The following is a 20,761-nucleotide window of genomic DNA, read 5'->3' as shown; positions in this document are numbered from 1 at the left end:
GGCTGGACAACCATATCGATCATTATTTGTGCAAAAATAACCCGATTAACCGTTTTTGAGTTGCATCGAAACGGCGCCCGGGTAAAACTAGGCGCTTACTGAGCATTTTGTAACCAGGCGTAACATATGAGCCACATCCTCATCGTCGAAGATGAAGCCATTATCCGAACGGCGCTGCGCAAGCTTTTAGAGCGGCACCGCTACAAAATCAGTGAAGCGGGTTCGGTAAAGGAGGCGCTCACCAAGTACCGCCTCAATGAAGTTGACCTGGTTATTTCCGATTTGCGCCTGCCCGGCGCACCGGGCACCGACCTTCTCAAGCACGCCGGTGATATTCCGGTACTGATCATGACCAGTTACGCCAGCCTCCGCTCTGCGGTGGACTCCATGCGTATGGGCGCCGCAGACTATATCGCCAAGCCCTTTGACCACGACGAAATGCTCGCAACCGTCCGCCGGGTCATAGGCAAAGCAGAGCAGAATCGCGCCCAGCCCGTCAACGAGAAAGAGAATACCGGCACTATCGCCGGCATGATTGGCAGCAGCCCAGTGATGAGGGAGCTCTATGGTCGCATCCATAAAGTTGCCCCCACAGATGCCACCGTCCTGGTGCACGGTGAAACCGGTACCGGTAAGGAACTGGTTGCCCGGGCTATTCACGAGGAGAGCCGCCGGGCCAACAAACCCCTGATCTCCGTCAACTGTGCCGCGATTCCCGACACTCTGATTGAATCTGAGCTGTTCGGCTACGAGAAAGGTGCATTTACCGGTGCCCAGAGCTCCCGGGAGGGACTGGTAGCGGCAGCCGATGGAGGAACCCTGTTCCTCGACGAGATCGGTGAGCTGCCCTTGGAGGCACAGGCCCGCCTGCTGCGTGTATTGCAAGAAGGCGAAGTACGGCCAATTGGCTCGATCGAATCCCGCAAAGTGGATGTGCGCCTGGTAACAGCCACCCACCGCAACCTGCGCCAGCTGTCAGCGGAGCGTAAATTCCGGGAAGACCTCTATTACCGCATCAATGTGGTGCAAATGACGCTTGCCCCCTTGCGCGAGCGAGGCAGAGACGTCCTAGCACTGGCAGAGCACCTGCTGGAAAAGTTCTGCACCAAGATCGAGCGCCCTTTATTGCGCTTGTCACCGGAAGCCATCCAGGCTGTTACCACCTACACTTGGCCCGGTAACGTGCGCGAACTTGAGAACGCCATCCAGCGCGCTGTGATCCTGACGGATAAGAACAGCCGCGAGATCGACCACAAAACCCTGGATATCGATCTGGACCTGGTGCCGATCGAAGAGGCCGATGGCATCCCGCGCCCCCGCAGTCTGCACACCGACCCCCGTGAGGACCTGTCCCTGGAAGACTACTTCGCCCGCTTCGTTATTGAGCACCAGGACACAATGAGTGAGACAGACCTGGCCAAGAAGCTCGGCGTCAGCCGCAAATGCCTGTGGGAACGACGCCAAAAGCTGGGCATTCCCCGCAAGAAGAGCCGCCGCAGCGCCGCCGCAGAAGCTTAAAATTAACGCTATCCTCAGGGGGCTTCGCCCCCTGCTCCCAATCCGCCCTCACCTGTCAAACTCCTTCGATCACTTTGTTACCCCACCCCCACAAGGGTTACCAACCAGAGTGTTACCCACACCCACCCAGAAGTAACAACTCTCGCACCTTCCGTAACGCAATGGCTCTCAGAAAAGTTCCGTCAAATTTCGTAAAGATCGTAAGTTATTGATTTATAAGGATTTTTAAAAGTTGGCATACTAAGTGCTTTACTCTTAGTACAAAAATTGAAAACAGCCAACAATAAAAATAAATGACTGTTAAAAGCCCTATAACAACTAACAATAAGTGGGGCGAAACATAATAAAAATAATGGGGCGGCCGACAATAAAAGCAATGAGTGGCCAAAACCGCAAGAACAACAATAAACAATAACAATAAAACTCAAGAAGAATAAGAATAACAACAAGCGCGTTGCAAACTGACTGAACTGTACCTGGGAGAGGGTGTTTGCTTGAAAGCAAATTGAGAGCGCAAGGAAGCCGCTGCCTTCATACTGGTAATAATAATTCCCATATTTCTTTTCCCCCGAACTTACAGGCACCCGCATATTGCGGGCGCATTCCTTTGCGTGTGTTAGAATCGCGCCCGCGAGTCCCGATCTCTGAGGATAAACAGCCACTGAGGCTCCTTTCCGGACTCGCTCCTGGGGTAGCCCAGGTATAGAGGCTCCAGCAGTGCCATCGTGAATCTCCCCAGAGGGACCACCACTTATACAGGCCGCCAACCAATGCGTGGCCAAGCACAGCGGGGCTTTCCCGGCCATCCCTAAATGGCAGCAGTCAACATAGACAGCCGTATGCTCAACAACCTGATTAGTAGTATCAAACGCTGGCGCAAGCCGGCCAGTAAAGGCCCCAGGGTTATCGCCCGCAACGACCACAGCATCTCGCGCCGAGAAATCAGCCGCGCGGCCTTAACAGTTATGAAGCGCCTTCAGGATGCCGGATACCAGGCGTATATCGTAGGTGGAGGTGTACGCGACCTGATGCTCGGCGGTCACCCCAAGGATTTCGATGTGGCCACCGACGCCACTCCAGAGCAGGCCAAGGTGCTTTTTCGCGGAGCCCGCATTGTCGGTCGCCGCTTTCGCATCCTGCACGCCCGTATAGGCCGTGAAGTTATCGAAGTGACTACCTTCCGCGGTCACCACAGCGATGGCGAGACCCACGAGGCCAAGCAGTCCGAACACGGTATGCTGCTGCGTGACAATGTCTATGGCGACCTGGAAAGTGATGCCATGCGTCGGGATTTCACGGTCAACGCGCTTTACTACACCACCAAAGGGTTCGAAATCCACGACTACACCGGCGGTGTCGAAGATATTGAAAAGCGCCTGATTCGAATGATCGGCTCCCCAGAGGTCCGCTACAAGGAAGACCCGGTGCGCATGCTGCGCGCGGTGCGCTTCGCCGCCAAGTTGGATTTCACTATTGAAGGCAAGACCGAGGCTCCCCTGCACGAGCTGGCGCCACTGTTACGCAATATTGCCCCGGCTCGCCTGTTCGATGAGATTCTCAAGCTGCTGATGAGTGGCCACGGAGAGCGCACCTTTGAGCTGCTGCGCCAGTACCAGCTCTGGCAACACCTGTTCCCGGATAACGCCGCACAAATTGAGGCCAACAACGCGGCCCTGAAACTATCCCAACAAGCCCTGCGCAACACGGACCAACGCATCCGCGCCGATATGCGTGTTACCCCAGCGTTCCTCTACGCCGCCCTACTCTGGCCTGCGGTGAGCACCGAGCAACAAAAGCTGATTGCCAAGGGCACCCCACCAGCGCCAGCGCTGGCCCAAGCGGCACAAAAAGTTACCAGTTCACAGCTGGCCCACACCGCTATTCCCAAGCGCTTCTCAATCCCCATGCGGGAAATCTGGGACCTGCAACAGCGCCTGCCCCAGCGCGGTGGCAGTCGGGCCCAGCGCTTACAGGAACACCCCCGTTTCCGCGCCGCCTACGACTTCCTGTTGCTGCGGGAAGAAATTGGCGAGATTGAAGCGGGCCTGGGCAAATGGTGGACCGACTTCCAACAGGCCGACGATGAGCAGCGCCAGCAAATGGTGCGCAAGCTACAGCGCACAGGCAGCGGTGGGCGCCGCAACCGTAACTCTCGCGGCCGCCGTCGCAAGCCGAGAGCAGAACAGTAATGGAAACGGTATACATCGGCCTGGGCAGTAACCTGGCAGAGCCCGGCAAACAACTGCGCAGCGCCCTATCGGCCATGGAACGAATCCCCAGTACAGAATTATTGGAGTGTTCGAGCTTTTACCGAAGCGCCCCGGTCGGCCCCGGCGATCAACCCGATTACATCAATGCCGTCGCAGCATTGAAAACAGCACTGTCCCCGCTAGCACTACTGGACCAGCTCCAATCTATCGAGCTGTCCCACGGGCGCGAGCGCTCCATCCGCTGGGGCGCCCGCACCCTGGACCTGGATATCCTGTTGTTTGGGGAATCTCAAATCGATGAGCCCCGCCTACAGGTCCCACACCCGCGCATGGCCGAGCGCAACTTCGTACTGCTACCCCTTTCTGAACTGGCTCCCGCGATGGAACTGCCCGGATTGGGAGCCCTTCCAGCACTCTTACACGGCTGCCCGGAAAACCGCCTGGAAAAGGTTTGATCGACTGAGGCTCCCCAACTACTCGACGGGCGGCCCTCTCAATAGTACTTTTGCGTTTGCAACTCATCAGGGAAGACCCCAGACAAAGAGGAGTCGCTCAAGTGGTTATCGAAAAACCCGAGACCAGCACAGCTGAACTCAACCTGTCCAATAAAACACCGCCTAAATTTATCGCGGTGGAAGGCAATATTGGTGTGGGAAAAACCACACTGGCAAAGAAGCTGGCCTCCACATTCAATTACGACACGCTGTTGGAATTACCCGAGGAGAACCCCTTTTTGGAGCGTTTCTACCGGGACCCCCAAAACGCCGCACTGCCCACCCAGCTGCACTTTCTCCTCCAGCGATCACAGCAAATCCAGGCACTGCGGCAGGACGATATCTTTGAGCCGGTGCGGGTGTCGGACTTTTTGATCGAAAAGGACCAGCTGTTTGCTGAAGTCACCCTGGATAAGGATGAGCTGCACCTATACCAACAGGTGTACAAACACCTCACCCTGGAAGCACCCAAGCCGGACCTGGTGATCTATTTGCAAGCCCCCCTCGATGTGCTGCAAGCCCGAATCCGCAATCGGGGAATCCCGGCTGAGCAGGCGATAAGCAATGAGTACCTCGCCACCCTCAACAACGCCTACACCCGCTTTTTCCATTTTTACGATGAGGCGCCTCTACTCATCGTCAATACCGAGGAGATCGACATTGTCGATAGCCCAGAGGACTACCAACAGCTGGTCGAATATCTGTTCACGATCACCAGTGGCCGGCACTATTACAACCCAGGAAGTTAATCGTTATGTATGCACCCTCTGAATTAGAAAAGCTCGTAACCGTTCAAACCCTGCGAAAAATGAAAGCGAATGGTGAGAAGTTTATTACCGTTGCTCTCTACGATGCCCCTATGGCTGCGATGGCACAAAAGTCCGGGGTTGAGACACTGCTCGTCGGAGATTCCCTGGGCATGACCGTGCTGGGTTACGACAGCACCGTGCCAGTGACGATGGAGCAAATGATTTACCACGTCGAGGCGGTCGCGCGCGGCAATAAGAAGTCCCTGATTATGGGGGATATGCCGTTTATGACCTACGCCACCCCAGAGCAGGCACTCCAGAATGCAACCCGGATCATGCAGGCCGGTGCACATATGGTGAAGATCGAGGGAGGCGCCTGGCTCGCCGACACCGTGAAGATTCTTACTGATCGCGGTATTCCCGTTTGCGCCCACCTGGGCCTCACCCCTCAATCAGTACACAAACTGGGAGGCTATCGCGTTCAGGGGCGCGACGAAGAACACGCCAAGCAAATCCTCGAAGACGCCCTACAACTCGACGAAGCCGGAGCTGATCTGCTGGTGTTGGAATGTGTACCCGCCGACCTGGCAAAGCGTATTACCGAAGCCGTATCCATGCCCACCATCGGCATAGGCGCGGGCCGCGACTGCGATGCCCAGGTACTGGTAATCAATGACATCCTGGGCCTCACCCAACAGCCCCCCAAGTTTTCCAAAAACTTCCTGGTAGAGGCCGAGGATATTCCCGGGGCCCTGCGCAAATACGCCGAGGACGTCAAGCAAGGCGTTTTCCCCGGCGAGGAACACATATTTAAATAATACTCCCCTCATCCGGGTGCTTCTCACCCGGTATTTTTCTGCGGCAGGTCCCACCTGCCGCTCTCAAGCGGTAACACTATGACTTTCGACCAACTAATCCAGGATTGGCTCTCGACCAATGGCGCCACTTCTGTGCCCGAAGGCTGGACCCAGGGGCGGGCTACATTTGGCGGCCTTGTAGCCGCAATGTTGTATGAGCAGATGGCTTCAGAGCTGCCTTCTGACAGCAGCTTGCGCTCTTTTACCACCTCATTCGTAGGCCCGGTTGCCCCAGGGGCGATTAACACCCGCGCGGATGTCCTCCGCGCAGGCCGCTCTGTCACTCAGGTACAGGGGCACCTCGATCAGGATGATGCCGTTATGCTGGCGGGCCTCGCCAGTTTTGGCCGCGGCAGGGAGTCATCCGTTCTCGCCAAAGGTCCCTCAGCACCGGAGTACCCCACCCCGGATAAATGCCTGCCCCTGCCCTATATCGAAGGTGTAGTGCCGGAATTTACACAGAAGTTCGATTACCGTATCGCATGTGGGGGCCTGCCTTTCAGCGGCGCGAAAGAGAGAGTTTTAGGTGGCTGGGTACGATTTAAGGATGGCAGTGAGAGCCGTACTGGTATCAGCCACTTACTCGCACTGATCGATGCCTGGCCACCGGCGACACTCCCGATGATGAAAGAGCCGGCTCCCGCCAGCTCATTAACATGGACAGTGGAGTTTATGGAGCCACTTCCAGAGCACACCGCTTCTGATTGGTGGCAATACGAGGCCGAAGTGGAACAGGCCGAGGATGGCTACGCAGTAATACAGGCCCGTTTGTGGGATGCCGATGGACGTTTAACCGCCCTCTCCCGCCAAATGGTCACTATCTTTGGTTAACCAGCACTCGTCGATCAACTATCCCTTTACCGCCACTCATTGAGTGCCTTGGCTCCACGGATGGAACCATTTAAGCGGTCCTAAAGAATTTTGTAACTTTTCTGCAGCCTTCAGACCACTCTAAATAATACTTCCCGATCCTGCTTAACCCGCCTAACGAATCAATTATTACCTGCATAAAAATATACAACTTTCGTGATTTTTATTATTTTTTTATGAAAAAAATAATTCGCGCCGCCCTTACAGAAAAATAAAATAAAAAAAACCTCCTTTACTCCAACTTGTAATCTACGCTATCCATCATCCCCTCCATCGAAAACAAAGGGGCCGCCAGAGAAACGCCTCAATTTTCGACCCCACTACAAAACCGTCGGTAATAACAAAGTTGGAGAGCAATAATGATAAAAAGAATATTTTTTTCACTCACACTTCTATTCAGCCATTCCGCCGCAGCAGTAGATTTTGAAGACGTTTGGGATGCAATTACTTCTTGTAACTGGTTTGAATTTATTGATGATGTCGACGATACAGGCTCAAAAGACCTGGACGGTTATGAATACGGTGACACTGAATTTGTCGATGCCAATTCAGGCAGCTTTGACATGATCGTCTACAACATGGATGGATTTTTGGAGTGTATAGGCGGCAACAGTAAATCTGACTTCAAACAGATTATTAACACTTTTGATAATAACCCCAAAGACCTCTGGTTGATGCAGGAAGCTTGGAGCAAAACCAAAGCCAATTATCTGGACGACGACGACAAGCTCGATAACGATACAGTCCCCTATCGCTCCAAACACTGGAAAGGCACTGGTACCAGCTTTGGCAATGGCCTGCTGACCTTTTCCAAGTTTCCGTTTGACCGAGATAATCGCGATGATGACGACTACACCTTCGCCACTTATGAGGAGGAAACTTTTGATAAGTGCGCAGGTAATGACTGTGATACCGAAAAAGGCTTTACCGTAGCAAAAGTTGAAGTGACCAAAAACTTCCATGTTCATGTGTACAACACCCATATGGATGCAGGACACCAAGACGATGACCTAAATGCCAAAGCCAAGCAACTCGACCAGATTGCCGATATGATCGTCGCCCACTCAAGTAATGCCACAGTCATATTGGCCGGTGACTTCAATATGGCGTTTGATGAAAATGACGACGGCTGGCGCGGTACAAACTACCAAACCTGGAAAGCATTTTTTGCCAAAACCGGCGGCAAGCATGCCTGCCAATATATGCTATCTGGCAGCGACACCAGCTTGGAAGCCTGTGCTGATGAACTTCAGGACGATACCGATCATGTCGTCGTTATTAATAACAACCCCAATTACACGCTGGACGTAACCAATTACTACATTGGCTCCGCGGAGTACACAGGGCTGAGCGACCACGACCCAGTATTTGTAGACTTCTCATGGGTCAAACACTAAACGAGCGGCACACAGCCTCTTCCGCAGGGGATCGGAAGGGGCTTAACCAATTTACCGACAAAGTGAACGACACCGGACTGAAAACCCAATCCAGCTACAATTTTGCTTATTGAGGAGAACTTTAACCCACGCATAAACCGCATGCTTGGCGGGAAGGGCTTTCAGTGGACAGGATTAAGAACCTAGTTGTCGGAAGTGGTCCTGCGAGTATCGCTACAGTCAAGGCATTGCAAGATATTGGGCAAGAAGTTGAAGTCGTTGATGTTTCATATGACCTTGAAGACGATATCAAATACCAAGTTAATATCTTATCCAAAAAAAACATTGATGCATGGACTCAGGAGGACAAAGATAAACTGTTTCCAGCTCCAGTAGCCTCCCGAAAAGGCCTGGAAAGAAGATATCTATTTGGGTCTGACTTTCCATACAGAGTACCAAAACCTCTCAGCATTACGACAAAAAACTGTAATACAGAATTTTCCCATGGCTTTGGTGGGCTTGGGAACGTATGGGGTGCAGCTATCATGCCCTACAGTGAAAGTCAGCTAGCAAATTGGCCTATTTCCTTAAATGAACTAACGCCATCCTACAAAAATGTACTCCGCTATATGCCTATAAGTGCGGAGATAGACAATCTCAACAACGAGTATCCACTATTCCCTAACAACTTTACTGCCATCAAAAGAAATGCGCCGACAGATTTCTTATTGAAAAAAATGAAGGCTATTGAAAGTAATCTCCAGAGGAATGGCATTGAATTTGGTCGAGCCCGCTTAGCGGTAGATGCAAGCAAGGGGGAGCATGGGTGTAGATATTGCGGCCACTGCTTTGACGGATGCCCATACCAATCTATTTTCAACCCTAAATACTTGTTTGAAAAACTACAAAAAGACAAACTCACCATACATAAAGGTCTTCTTGTCCTGGAGATTCATGAAACAAGTCAAGGCGTAGACGTGATTGCAGTTGATATAACCAATAGCAAAATAAAAAAAATTACCGCACAGAAAGTTTTTCTCGCAACTGGCCAGTTTGCCACCACTACAATACTGGCAAGATCCCTCAATCTATTAAATACTCCAATCAAAATCAAAAACAGCCAGTATTTTTTCTTCCCCCTCTTTCTCTACAAAGGGTATCGTTATGAGATTGAGTTTACCCTCGCAGAAATCTTTCTAGAAGTTGACAATCCAAACATAAGTCCTGAACAAATACACCTCCAACTTTATGGTCGAAGCCAAATTATTGAAGAACAATTAACATCTCTACTTCCCCCCCTTTTCCCAAAGCAAGTCGCCTTGGATCGCTTATACGTAATTCAGGGTTTTATGTCCTCTGAGGATTCTGATTCATTGGAACTAACTTTAACCGACAAACAAGCAGATAGCTCTTCAATAGAAATAAGAGGAATTGAAAATACGAGAGCCCGAGAAATCGCCCAAAGAACACAGTCTTTAATAAGGCGTTCACTGATAAGGCTTGGTATGGTCCCCCCCTTCTTTCTCACCGTACTACCACCAGGCAAAAGCTTCCACCTTGGTGGCAGTTTCCCGATGGGAGGAAAACATGAGATATTCCGCTCAGACCTCTTAGGAAGGCCGGCACACTTTAAAAATGTCCATATTGTGGATTCTGCCAACTTTCCCAATATTGCAGGCTCAACCATCACCTTTACCATTATGGCGAATGCTGATCGAATCGTAAGGTCTATAGGGTTTCGTGGCTGATTGGCAGCCCAGATAACTGAAATAACCTATTTAGCTAGGATACTTCAAAAGATAACTACAACCACTTTTTCCAGTAAAACAAAGCGATCTGCCCAGCCAATGCCACCACCAGCAAGATACAAAAAGCAATAAAGCCCAAGGACGACTGTCCCCAGGGAATACCGCCGACATTAATCCCAAACAATCCAGTGAGAAAGCTCAGCGGCAGAAAAACTGCTGCCACCACTGATAGTACATACATACGACTATTCAACTGATCCGAAGTGCGACTCAACAATTCCTCCTGAGCGATTGCCGCGCGCTCCCTTACCGCATCGATATCGTCAACATGGCGCTGTAACCGATCATTTACCTCTCCCAAGAGGGCGTGGCTGTGCTCATCAAACCAGGATAGGGATTCCTGCTGCAAACGCCCGAGCACCTCCCGCTGCAGGCATAAGTAGCGTCGCAATACGATAGTTCTCTTGCGCAGCCGAACCAGTAGGGAAGAGAGCTCCGAACCTCCCTTATCTAATAACAGGTTTTCCAGGTCATCGATTTTTTCTTCGAAGTCTTCGGCCCGATCACACATACGCAAGACCAACAGATCTGCCAGGGACATCAAAAGAGCCGCAGTTCCACGGGGACCAAAGCCACTGCGCAAACGAGAAAGCAAGTCATCCTCTGAAAGCAACTTCCGTCGGCCGGTACTGATAATACGGTTTTCCTCGGCCCAAATGCGAATGGCGATCATATCCTTTGCACGCGGTTTGGATTTTCGCTCAATGCCGTACATAGCCAACATCAGCCCCTGATCCACAGTCATTACACAGGGGCGCGTTGTCTTCGCAGACAGGGTCTCTATCGCCGTAGCTGTGAGTCCACTATCCTGTTGCAGCCACTCGACGGTGTTGGTGCTGTCGTAGTCAAAATGCAACCAGAGAATTCCCTGATCAGGTTGCCAGGATTTCACCTCTGCCCAGGAAAGCTCTCGGCCCGAGCCTTTGCGATCGAGTAAGACAGCGTAGACCAGACCAGTTTCCATAAGCTCTCATATCACCTGATATTGATTGGAGCATCACTTTCTTTGCGCGACTTATTTACTGAGATGGGCCAGCTCTGCGGCGTTCTGCTCCCAGTTTTGACCATCGAAAGGTTCGACCTCCAAGTCTCCGGGCCTCTCATCAAAACAGCGCGCATTAAGACTATAGCCATCCGGGTTGGAGCGCGGCACATAAAAAGACTTAACGCCGCAATGGCGACAAAACAGGTGCTTGGCCACTCCCGTATTAAACGTATAACAATCCAGGTCTTTTTCCCCAGACTCCAGCTTAAAGTTTTCAGCGGGAATAATGACGTGCAGAAAACCCACTTTTTCACACATCGAGCAATTGCACGCATGGGCTACCAGTTTCTCCTCTGAGTCGCGCTCGTGCCGCGCCCGATAGCGAATAGCGCCACAGTGGCAACCTCCGCGAAGTTCAGTAGTAACTTTACTCATTTGAATTATTGTCCTTTTCAAATAACGGGCGGGCAGCCAACAGTGAAAACAGCGAAAGGCCCAGCAGCAGGTGGAACCAGTTTGTACGCGCCAAACCCAGCACCCGCGGAGCGCCGGTACCCACAAACAATCCATCCATTGCAATGACTACTGCCCCTGCCCCCAGTAACAAAGGACCCGGTGGCGGTAGTCGTCGCGGTGACATCAATTCCATCATTGCAACCCACAACCACAATAGAAGCCCCAGGGCGGAAAATACCTCTGTCACTTCCTGCGGCGATAACCTGCCACTTTCCGAGACGCCAATAGACGAGGCCAATACCAGCACCAGCACTACATAAGCGGGTCCCCGGGTACTCTGTCCAATACCTATCTCGAAACGTGCCCAAACCAACCCTATTCCAATTAGTAACAGCGAACTAAACCCGGATAGTTGCAGTAAAGCCCGGTGTAATTGGGTTGCCCCGGGATCAATACCGTAGCGATAAGCACCGACAATCGCGGAGACAGCGATAAATAGAAGACCCGCCATCACCAAGAGTGCAGCTGATTGGAAGCGAGCATTGGTAAGACGCCAGTACTGATTGGCTATCAGCAGTGCGGCGAGGGTGAGGAGAATGTCGATCAGCCAGAAGTTGTCCAATGTTTTGCCCTTTTTTTCCAGAATTCTAATAGAAAACCGGTAATAAGCGACAATTCCGCTTCGGCAGATACAAAAAAACCCGGCTTAAAAGCCGGGTTTTTTCAGTCCGTAGACTTAAGCTTCGTCGGAAGCTTGCTTGGCTTCTTCAGCGGCAGCTGCATCGGCCTTGGCTTCCTTGATAGAAAGCTTGATACGTCCACGCTGGTCAACGTCGAGTACCTTAACCTTAATCTTCTCACCTTCACTCAGGTAATCAGTTACGGCATTTACGCGCTCTTCAGCGATCTGGGAGATATGCACCAGACCGTCTTTGCCCGGCAGGAAGTTAACGAACGCACCGAAGTCTACGATACGTACCACGGTACCTTCGTAGATAGCGCCAATCTCAGCTTCCGCAGTGATCTCCTCGATGCGGGTTACCGCCGCTTCCAGGCTCTCACCGTCTTCACCGAAGACTTTGATAGTGCCGTCATCTTCGATATCGATGGAGGCGCCGGTCTCTTCAGTGATGGAGCGGATAGTCGCACCGCCCTTACCGATCACGTCGCGGATCTTATCCGGATGGATCTTCAGGGTCGCGTAGCGCGGTGCGTTCTCATTCACGGTGGTACGGGAAGAGTCGATCACCTTGTTCATTTCCGCGAGGATGTGCAGACGCGCGTGCAGAGCCTGCTCCAGAGCGGTCTCCATGATCTCTTCGGTAATACCTTCGATCTTGATGTCCATCTGCAGCGCGGTCACACCAGAGGCGGTACCCGCTACTTTGAAGTCCATATCGCCGAGGTGGTCCTCGTCACCGAGGATATCGGTCAGAACCGCGTAGCCTTCTTCTTCCTTCACCAGACCCATAGCGATACCGGCTACCGGTGCCTTCAGCGGAACACCCGCATCCATCAGCGCCAGGCTGGAACCACATACGGAAGCCATGGAGCTGGAACCGTTGGATTCAGTGATCTCGGAAACTACACGCACGGTGTAGGGGAAGCTATCCGGGCTCGGCAGAACTGCAGCGATACCGCGACGAGCGAGGCGGCCGTGACCGATTTCGCGACGACCGGTAGCACCTACACGACCCGCTTCACCTACAGAGTAGGGAGGGAAGTTGTAGTGCAGCATAAAGTAGTCTTTGCGCTCACCTTCCAGGGCGTCGATGATCTGTGCATCGCCAGTGGAACCGAGGGTAGCCACTACCAGAGCCTGGGTCTCACCACGGGTGAACAGCGCAGAGCCGTGGGACTTGGGCAGAGCGCCAACTTCCACAGCAATCGAACGTACAGTTTTGCTGTCGCGACCGTCGATACGGGGCTCGCCGCGAACGACAGCGCCGCGCACCAGCTTCTTCTCCAGCTTGCCGAAGTAGCTTTTTACCAGATCGGCGCTGATTTCTTCAGTAGCCAGGGCTTCAGCGGCTTCGCTGCGCAGTTCCGCCAGGCGGGTGCTGCGCTCTTGCTTGTTGGTGATGCGGTAGGCTTCGGCAACCTTTTCGCCAAACTGAGCGTCCAGGGCAGCTTTCAACTCGGTGTTTTCCGCCGGAGCCTGCCAGTCCCACTGGGGCTTGCCCGCTTCCGCTTTCAACTCTTCACAAACCTTGATAATGGCCTGCATTTCCTGGTGTGCATAGAGTACCGCACCCAGCATGATGTCTTCCGGCAGCTCCTGGGCTTCGGACTCCACCATCAGTACGGCGTCTTTGGTACCGGCAACGACCATGTCCAGCTCGGAGGTCTTCAGAGCTTCGTAGCCCGGGTTCAGCAGGTAGCCGTCTTGCTGGGTGTAACCCACACGCGCAGCACCGATTGGGCCTGCGAAAGGAATACCGGAAACAGACAGCGCTGCGGAAGTGCCGATCATGGCAGCGATATCCGGGTCCATGTCCTTCTCAGCGGAGAGAACAGTACACATCACCTGAACTTCGTTCATAAAGCCGTTCGGGAACAGCGGGCGGATCGGGCGATCGATCAGACGGGAAGTCAGGGTTTCTTTTTCAGACGGGCGGCCTTCACGCTTGAAGAAACCACCGGGAATTTTGCCAGCCGCGTAGGCTTTTTCTTGATAGTGCACGGACAACGGGAAGAAGCCCTGATCAGGCTTGGCTTCTTTAGCGCCGACAACAGTACACAGGACAACAGTCTCTCCCATGCTAACCAGGGCAGCACCGGTAGCCTGGCGCGCGATACGGCCGGTCTCGATGGTGACTTGGTGTTGTCCGTATTGGAAAGTTTTGCTTACTGGATTCACTAGTTTTTTTCCTATTTCCTTACGGTTACTGGCCCATTCCAGTAACCCCTACAGTGGTTGCCTGGATAGAAGTTCCAAACCTTCAATCCAGAGCGATACGGGGATGTACCGCTACCGACCCGGGTGGCCGGTGCAAACGCAGCACATCCGCCGGGATATTTGTCCCTGGGGTTGTGTTGCGAAACTGCCGAAAAGTGACAACAGCGCCACTTTTCAGCAAGCATTAAAGAAGAAAGCCCGCCAGAGGCGGGCATTCCAGGGTCTTAGCGACGCAGGCCGAGCTTAGCGATCAGCTGTGCGTAACGGTTCAGATCCTTGCGCTTCAGGTAGTCCAGCAGCTTGCGACGCTGGTTTACCATGCGGATCAGACCACGGCGAGAGTGGTGATCCTGCTTGTGCGCAGAGAAGTGACCCTGCAGTTTGTTGATGTTGGCAGTCAGCAGGGCTACCTGGACTTCCGGAGAACCGGTGTCGCCTTCAGATTGGCCGTGCTCTTTCAGGATTGCTGCTTTTTCTACTGCAGACAGTGCCATAACGATTAACCTCGTCGTAATATGCTTTAAAAGATTCGGCTGGCCCGTGCATATTTACAGACCAGCTACTCACTGTTGTGGACTTAGTCCACTGCAATACTCTCACATCAACCGCTATCGGCTCTCACCAATATAGCGTTTTCTGCTTAAGTACTACTTACCAGACGCCGAGGCGCTACGCACCCGTCGTCAGTAATTTCTCCTACGCCCAGAAAATCGCCATTTTCCAGGAAGAGGCGCACCATATCACCTTCTTCACCGATACGGTAGACCTGCAAATCCATTACCGGCTGCCCCTGACGCACATAGTAACCAGACTCGTCCGGAAGGGTGAGTTTGGGCAGCGAGGAGGCAGGAGAATCCACCGATAACAGGTGGTGATCCAACTCCTCCGCCATGCCCTCACCGCGCTCCGCGGTGAGCTCATCCAGAGTCACTGAATCGGCCTCGACGTAGGGACCGGCTGCGCTGCGGTGCAACTCTTCCACATAGGCACCGACACCCAGAGCCTGGCCCAGGTCTTCGGCAATACTGCGAATATAAGTGCCCTTGGAGCAGTGAACCTCAACTTCTGCACGGGGCTGGGCGCCCGGTGTAAAGCTCAGCAGTTCAAATTCGAAAATCTCTACTTCCCGCGCCTCGCGCTCCACTTCCAAGCCCTGGCGCGCCAACTTATACAGCGGCTGCCCCTTGTGCTTGAGGGCCGAGTACATGGACGGCACTTGCTTGATGGGACCGCGAAAGGCTTCCATCGCTTTCAGCACGGCTTCTTCAGTCAAACCGGAAGCATCTTTGGTTTCCAGTACATCGCCATCGGCATCGCCACTAGCAGTGGTCATACCGAAAACAAAAGTACTGCGATAGCGCTTGTCCGCATCGAGCAGGTACTGGGAAAACTTGGTCGCTTCGCCGAAACAGATCGGCAATACGCCGGTTGCCAGGGGGTCCAGCGCTCCGGTATGACCGGCGCGATTGGCGAAAAAGAGTCGTTTGGCTTTTTGCAGGGCGTCGTTGGCGGTAATCCCGGCGGGCTTGTTCAATAACAGCACGCCGTGAACCGGCCGGCCCCATTTTGGTCTGCGGCCCATGGATTAATCTTCGTTGGAGTCGCTATCGTCGTCTTGGTGTTTGCGATCTTCTTTAACCGCCTTGTCGATCAGGGCAGACAGCGCCTGGCCGCGCACCGAGGTCTCATCGTAGCGGAAGTGCAAACGGGGAATAGTGCGAATCTGGATTGCGCGCGCAAGCTGCGTGCGCAGAAAGCCGGCGGCTTTATTCAGCACTTCGATAGAGGTATTAATTTTGCTGCGATCATCCTCACCCACCAGGGTGACAAAAACTTTAGCAACGGTTAGGTCGCGGCTGACTTCAACATCATTGACGTTGATCATACCCAGGCGAGGATCGCGAATCTCGTGTTGGATCAGCTGGGCCAGCTCGCGGCGCATGGCGTCGGCGACGCGGTCTGCGCGATGAAATTCTCTTGCCATTGTTTACCTATTGAGAATGGCGGTTTAAAGACAGGAAAACCCGCACGGCTAGGCCGCGCGGGTTTATCCTCGATCCGCTGCGGAACTCCTTAGAGTTCGCGAGCAACCTTAACGATATCGTAAACTTCGATCTGGTCACCGGACTTAACGTCGTTGTAGTCCTTAACCCCGATACCACACTCCATGCCGTTGCGCACATCTTGCACATCGTCTTTGAAGCGACGCAGGGATTCCAGTTCGCCCTGGTAGATCACAACGTTGTCGCGCAGTACGCGGATCGGCTTGTTGCGGTAGACGGTACCTTCAGTAACCATACAACCGGCAATGGCGCCAAACTTCGGTGAGCGGAATACATCGCGAACCTGGGCAATACCCACGATTTCTTCGCGTATTTCCGGATCAAGCATACCGGACAGCGCCTGCTTCACTTCGTCCAGCAGGTTGTAGATCACGCTGTAGTAACGAATCTCTACGCCTTCTGTCTCAGCAACCTTTCGGGCAGCCACATCAGCACGGGTGTTGAAGCCCAGTACGATAGCGCCGGAGGTCAGGGCCAGGTTGATATCGTTCTCGGCGATACCACCTACACCGCTGGACACGACGTTGACAGAGACTTCTTCGTTGCCGATATCCGCCAGTGCGCCCAGGATAGCTTCCAGGGAGCCGCGAACGTCCGCTTTGATAACAACCGGCAGTACTTTGCGCTCGCCGGCTTCCATGTTCGCAAACATGTTTTCCAGCTTGGCCGCCTGCTGGCGCTGCATGCGCTCACGACGCTCTTTATCACCGCGCTGTTCAGCTACTTCACGAGCTCTGCGCTCATCCGCAACCACCATGAACTCGTCACCAGCGTTGGGTGTGGTGTCCAGACCCAGCAGCTCAACCGGAGTTGAAGGGCCAGCTTCTTTAACCTGCTTGCCCAGCTCGTTGGTCATGGCGCGAACACGGCCGTAGCTCTGGCCTGCCAGTACGATATCGCCGCGCTTCAGCTCGCCGTTCTGTACCAGCAGGGTGGCCACAACACCGCGACCTTTTTCCAGGCGGGATTCGATCACAACACCTGTTGCCGGTACCTTGACCTTGGCCTTCAGCTCCAGCATCTCTGCTTGCAGGGAAATCGCTTCCAGCAGGTCGTCGATGCCTTCACCAGTGTGTGCAGACACATTGATAAACTGGGTATCACCGCCCCAGTCCTCAGGAATTACATCTTTCGCAGCCAGCTCGTTTTTAACACGATCGGGATCGGCAGCTTCTTTGTCGCACTTGTTGATTGCAACAACCAGCGGTACACCGGCAGCGCGGGCGTGGTTCACAGCTTCTTCAGTCTGCGGCATCACACCGTCGTCAGCAGCCACTACCAGGATAACTACGTCAGTTGCCTGGGCCCCACGGGCGCGCATTGCGGTAAAGGCGGCGTGTCCCGGGGTATCCAGGAAAGCGATCTCGCCCTGGCTGGTTTTCACACGGTAAGCACCGATGTGCTGGGTAATACCACCGGCCTCACCGGAAGCCACCTTGGTCTTACGGATGTAGTCCAGCAGGGAGGTTTTACCGTGGTCAACGTGACCCATAACGGTAACTACTGGTGCGCGGGACACCTCAGTGCCTTCACTGGCCTGGGTCTCGGCAACCAGCGCTTCCTCCAGCTCGCTCTCAGAGCGGAATACCACCTTGTGGCCCATCTCTTCGATGATCAGCTGTGCAGTTTCACGGTCCAGGCTCTGGTTGATAGTAACCATCTCGCCCATTTTCATCAGGCGCTTGATCAGGTCACCGGCTTTCACATTCATCTGTTTGGCCAGCTCGCCAACAGTGATGGTTTCGCCCAACTGTACTTCGTACACCTGTTTCTCCGTGGGCCTTTTAAAGCCGTGCGTAGGTTTAACCTTCAAGGTCGGACGAGACAGGGAGCGCGTGCTGCGCTTGGATGCTTCGTCTTCCTCAAATACTTCCAGCGCCTGTTCGTACAGAGCGGTTTTGCTGGATTTTTTCGGGCCGGACTTGGAGCGGCGACCGCGACGTTTACGCGGCTCATCCTCAGAGCGATCAGCTTCAGCGGGAGCAGTGGATGCTGCCTCCAGCTTGCGACGCAGAGCTGGCTTGACCTCAGAGGTCTTCTCAGCACTTTTTGCCGGTGCTGGCTTAGCCTTGGCTGTCTGTGCAGCTTGCGCAGCTTTCTCTTTCTTTTCCTGGGCTGCGCGTCGGTCAGCTTCTACTTTAGCTTTCTTCTCTTCAAGTTCACGCTTTTCCTGCTCAGCCTGCTGCTTGCGACGCTCCATCGCGGCAATTCGCATTGCCTCGATATCGTCTGAGTAGCTTGAGCGGATTGGTGCGGCGGGCTCTGCCTTTTTCACTACGTTTTCCGCGGTCTTATCCTCTGATTTAGCCGCATCTTGATCGGCTTTTACTTCATTGCTTGCTTTCGCTTCGGCTTCAGCCTTGGCTTTTGCTTCTGCTTCGGCCTTGGCTTTCGCTTCGGCTTCAGCCTTGGCTTTCGCCTCGGCTTCGGCTTTGGCTAGCGCCTCTTCTTCCGCCGCTAGGCGTGCAGCTTCTGCCTCGGCTTCTACGCGAGCGCGTTCGGCTTCGGCCTCCAGTCTTTCCTGCTCATTTTGCAGGGCATCGACTGCCGCTTCCTGCTCGGGGCTGCTCGATTCTTCGCCTGCCGCTACGGTTTCAAGCTCAGCTTGAGGGCGCTTCACATAAGTGCGCTTCTTGCGCACTTCCACATTCACAGTCTTGCGGCCGGTGCCAGAGCCAGTCTTCAGCGTGCTTGTGGTTTTGCGCTTCAAGGTGATCTTGCGCGGCGCGGCGCCCTGCTCCCCGTGACTGCTTTTCAGGAAACTGAGCAAGACCTGCTTTTCCTCGTCTGACACCACTGCATCCACAGAGGTGTGAGGCAAACCCGCTTCTTTCATCTGCTTGAGCAGACGGTCTTCGGTGGCACCAACCGATTTGGCGAGTTCACTAACTGTTACTTCGGCCATTCTCTCTCCTAAAAGTCACTTGGTCGGAGGGGGTTACTTATACGTAAGTTATTTTTCGCTGCATTTAAGCTTCTTCGCCGCTGTCATCGGCAAACCAGGGCTCACGCGCCTTCATAATCAGCGCTGCAGCGCGCTCCTGGTCGAGACCTTCGATATCCAGCAGGTCATCGACAGCCTGCTCTGCCAGGTCTTCCATCGTGGAAATACCACGGCTGGCCAGTTGGAATGCCAGCTGGCGCTCCATACCGTCCATATTCAAAAGGTCTTCCTGGGGCTCAGATGCATCCAGCTTCTCTTCAGATGCCAGCGCTTGGGTCAACAGGGTGTCCTTGGCGCGGGCGCGCAGCTCCTCAGCGATATCCTCATCGAAGCCCTCAATTGCGAGCATCTCTTCGATGGGTACATAAGCTACTTCTTCAAGAGAGGCAAAGCCCTCTTCAACCAGCACACCAGCAACGTCTTCATCGATATCCAGGCGATCCATAAACACCTGCATGATGGAGCTGGACTCGGCTTCCTGCTTGCTCTGCCACTCGTCACTGCTCATGACATTGATCTGCCACTGGGTCAGCTCGGAGGCCAAGCGCACATTCTGGCCGCTGCGGCCGATAGCCATTGCGAGGTTTTCCTCTGCCACGGCTACATCCATAGAACCGGTGTCTTCGTCGACCACGATGGATTCAATTTCTGCTGGCGCCATCGCATTGATAACGAACTGAGCGGGGTTTTCGTCCCACAGAACGATATCTACGCGCTCACCAGACAGCTCGTTGGATACCGCCTGAACACGCGCGCCGCGCATGCCCACACAAGCACCCACCGGGTCGATGCGACCGTCGTTGGTATTTACAGCGATTTTTGCACGCAGCCCGGGATCGCGGGCCGCGCCTTTAATTTCGATTACCTGCTCGGAAATTTCCGGCACTTCAATGCGGAACAATTCGACAATCATTTCCGGGCAGGAGCGGCTCAGCATCAGCTGGGGGCCGCGGGCTTCCGGTTGGATTTCCAACAGGATTGCGCGTACGCGATCACCGAGCCGGAAAATTTCGCGACCAACCAGCTGATCGCGGGGCAGGCGCGCTTCGGCGTTATTGCCCAGGTCTACAGCGATAAAGTCGCGGGTCACCTTCTTCACAGTGCCGCTAACCATCTCACCGACGCGATCGCGGTACTCGTCTACAACCTTGGCGCGCTCGGCTTCACGTACCTTTTGTACGATGACCTGCTTTGCAGTCTGTGCAGCGATGCGGCCAAATTCTACATTTTCCACCTGCTCGCGGAAAACATCACCTGCTTTCAGGTCAGCATCTTTTTCGTGAGCTTCTTCCAGGGTGAACTGGGTACCCAACTCAGCCAAGACTTCATCACCGACCACTTCCCAGCTGCGGAAAGTCTCGTAATCGCCTGAACGACGATCAATGATAACCTCAATGGTTGAATCTTCGTCGTAGCGCTTCTTCGTGGCCGTTGCCAATGCCGCTTCGATGGCCTGGAAAATAATCTCCTGGTCAACGCCCTTCTCGTTGGATACCGCCTCGGCTACCAGCAAGATCTCTTTGTTCATGCAA

18 protein-coding genes are annotated in these 20,761 nt (G+C 53.7%); 8 read left to right on the top strand and 10 right to left on the bottom strand.

What is annotated here, in order from left to right:
- Nucleotides 1–126: 126 nt before the first annotated feature.
- Nucleotides 127–1,518, top strand: a complete 1,392-nt coding sequence (locus ACJJIZ_RS06820; RefSeq protein WP_444907386.1) for a sigma-54-dependent transcriptional regulator — start codon at nucleotides 127–129, stop codon at nucleotides 1,516–1,518.
- Between the two features lie 182 nt (nucleotides 1,519–1,700).
- On the opposite strand, the gene ACJJIZ_RS06815 is transcribed toward ACJJIZ_RS06820, so the two are convergent.
- Nucleotides 1,701–2,324 carry a hypothetical protein gene (locus tag ACJJIZ_RS06815; protein ID WP_444915632.1) on the bottom strand — a complete coding sequence of 208 codons (624 nt, stop codon included), beginning with the start codon at nucleotides 2,322–2,324 and terminating at the stop codon, nucleotides 1,701–1,703.
- Between the two features lie 6 nt (nucleotides 2,325–2,330).
- Here ACJJIZ_RS06815 and pcnB point away from each other — a divergent pair, with 6 nt between their 5' ends.
- From pcnB to ACJJIZ_RS06780, 7 genes are all read left to right on the top strand, one after another.
- Nucleotides 2,331–3,707 (top strand): polynucleotide adenylyltransferase PcnB, encoded by a 1,377-nt coding sequence (pcnB, locus tag ACJJIZ_RS06810; RefSeq protein WP_444915631.1) that lies wholly within the window; start codon nucleotides 2,331–2,333, stop codon nucleotides 3,705–3,707.
- On the top strand, nucleotides 3,707–4,183 hold the full coding sequence (gene folK / locus ACJJIZ_RS06805; RefSeq protein WP_444915630.1) for a 2-amino-4-hydroxy-6-hydroxymethyldihydropteridine diphosphokinase: 477 nt from the start codon (nucleotides 3,707–3,709) through the stop codon (nucleotides 4,181–4,183). The genes pcnB and folK overlap by 1 nt, the downstream gene beginning before the upstream one ends.
- A 101-nt stretch (nucleotides 4,184–4,284) precedes the next feature.
- Nucleotides 4,285–4,971, top strand: a complete 687-nt coding sequence (locus ACJJIZ_RS06800; protein WP_444915629.1) for a deoxynucleoside kinase — start codon at nucleotides 4,285–4,287, stop codon at nucleotides 4,969–4,971.
- Nucleotides 4,972–4,976: 5 nt separating this feature from the next.
- Nucleotides 4,977–5,789, top strand: coding sequence for a 3-methyl-2-oxobutanoate hydroxymethyltransferase (gene panB / locus ACJJIZ_RS06795; protein WP_413663177.1), 813 nt, complete (start codon nucleotides 4,977–4,979; stop codon nucleotides 5,787–5,789).
- A 78-nt stretch (nucleotides 5,790–5,867) separates the two neighbouring features.
- Entirely contained in the window at nucleotides 5,868–6,659 is a 792-nt protein-coding gene (locus ACJJIZ_RS06790; protein ID WP_444915628.1) for an acyl-CoA thioesterase, read from the top strand.
- A 398-nt stretch (nucleotides 6,660–7,057) separates the two neighbouring features.
- On the top strand, nucleotides 7,058–8,095 hold the full coding sequence (locus ACJJIZ_RS06785) for an endonuclease/exonuclease/phosphatase family protein (protein WP_444915627.1): 1,038 nt from the start codon (nucleotides 7,058–7,060) through the stop codon (nucleotides 8,093–8,095).
- A 164-nt stretch (nucleotides 8,096–8,259) separates the two neighbouring features.
- The gene (locus ACJJIZ_RS06780; protein WP_444915626.1) at nucleotides 8,260–9,822 is read left to right on the top strand and encodes a hypothetical protein; all 1,563 of its coding nucleotides are present in this window, start codon (nucleotides 8,260–8,262) and stop codon (nucleotides 9,820–9,822) included.
- 55 nt (nucleotides 9,823–9,877) lie between these two features.
- Here ACJJIZ_RS06780 and ACJJIZ_RS06775 read toward each other — a convergent pair whose 3' ends face one another.
- The 9 genes from ACJJIZ_RS06775 to nusA form a co-directional block, all read right to left on the bottom strand.
- On the bottom strand, nucleotides 9,878–10,846 hold the full coding sequence (locus ACJJIZ_RS06775) for a zinc transporter ZntB (RefSeq protein ID WP_444911445.1): 969 nt from the start codon (nucleotides 10,844–10,846) through the stop codon (nucleotides 9,878–9,880).
- A gap of 51 nt (nucleotides 10,847–10,897) precedes the next feature.
- Nucleotides 10,898–11,302, bottom strand: a complete 405-nt coding sequence (locus tag ACJJIZ_RS06770; protein WP_413663182.1) for a GFA family protein — start codon at nucleotides 11,300–11,302, stop codon at nucleotides 10,898–10,900.
- A complete protein-coding gene (locus ACJJIZ_RS06765) occupies nucleotides 11,295–11,945 on the bottom strand; it encodes a hypothetical protein (protein WP_444915625.1) in 651 nt (216 codons plus the stop codon). Before ACJJIZ_RS06765 ends, ACJJIZ_RS06770 begins: the two co-directional genes overlap by 8 nt.
- A gap of 114 nt (nucleotides 11,946–12,059) precedes the next feature.
- Nucleotides 12,060–14,183, bottom strand: a complete 2,124-nt coding sequence (gene pnp, locus ACJJIZ_RS06760; RefSeq protein WP_444911446.1) for a polyribonucleotide nucleotidyltransferase — start codon at nucleotides 14,181–14,183, stop codon at nucleotides 12,060–12,062.
- 263 nt (nucleotides 14,184–14,446) lie between these two features.
- On the bottom strand, nucleotides 14,447–14,716 hold the full coding sequence (rpsO, locus tag ACJJIZ_RS06755) for a 30S ribosomal protein S15 (protein ID WP_252083174.1): 270 nt from the start codon (nucleotides 14,714–14,716) through the stop codon (nucleotides 14,447–14,449).
- Between the two features lie 146 nt (nucleotides 14,717–14,862).
- Entirely contained in the window at nucleotides 14,863–15,804 is a 942-nt protein-coding gene (truB, locus tag ACJJIZ_RS06750) for a tRNA pseudouridine(55) synthase TruB (RefSeq protein WP_108734360.1), read from the bottom strand.
- Nucleotides 15,805–15,807: 3 nt separating this feature from the next.
- Entirely contained in the window at nucleotides 15,808–16,206 is a 399-nt protein-coding gene (rbfA, locus tag ACJJIZ_RS06745; RefSeq protein WP_108734361.1) for a 30S ribosome-binding factor RbfA, read from the bottom strand.
- 89 nt (nucleotides 16,207–16,295) lie between these two features.
- Nucleotides 16,296–19,190 (bottom strand): translation initiation factor IF-2, encoded by a 2,895-nt coding sequence (infB, locus tag ACJJIZ_RS06740; RefSeq protein ID WP_413663185.1) that lies wholly within the window; start codon nucleotides 19,188–19,190, stop codon nucleotides 16,296–16,298.
- 64 nt (nucleotides 19,191–19,254) lie between these two features.
- The gene (gene nusA / locus ACJJIZ_RS06735) at nucleotides 19,255–20,757 is read right to left on the bottom strand and encodes a transcription termination factor NusA (RefSeq protein ID WP_413663186.1); all 1,503 of its coding nucleotides are present in this window, start codon (nucleotides 20,755–20,757) and stop codon (nucleotides 19,255–19,257) included.
- Nucleotides 20,758–20,761: the final 4 nt, after the last annotated feature.

This window comes from Microbulbifer maximicatervae (SeqCode) (assembly GCF_052467225.1).
Note: the sequence above shows the minus strand (reverse complement) of the source record. Positions and strands in the feature narration are given on the sequence as shown.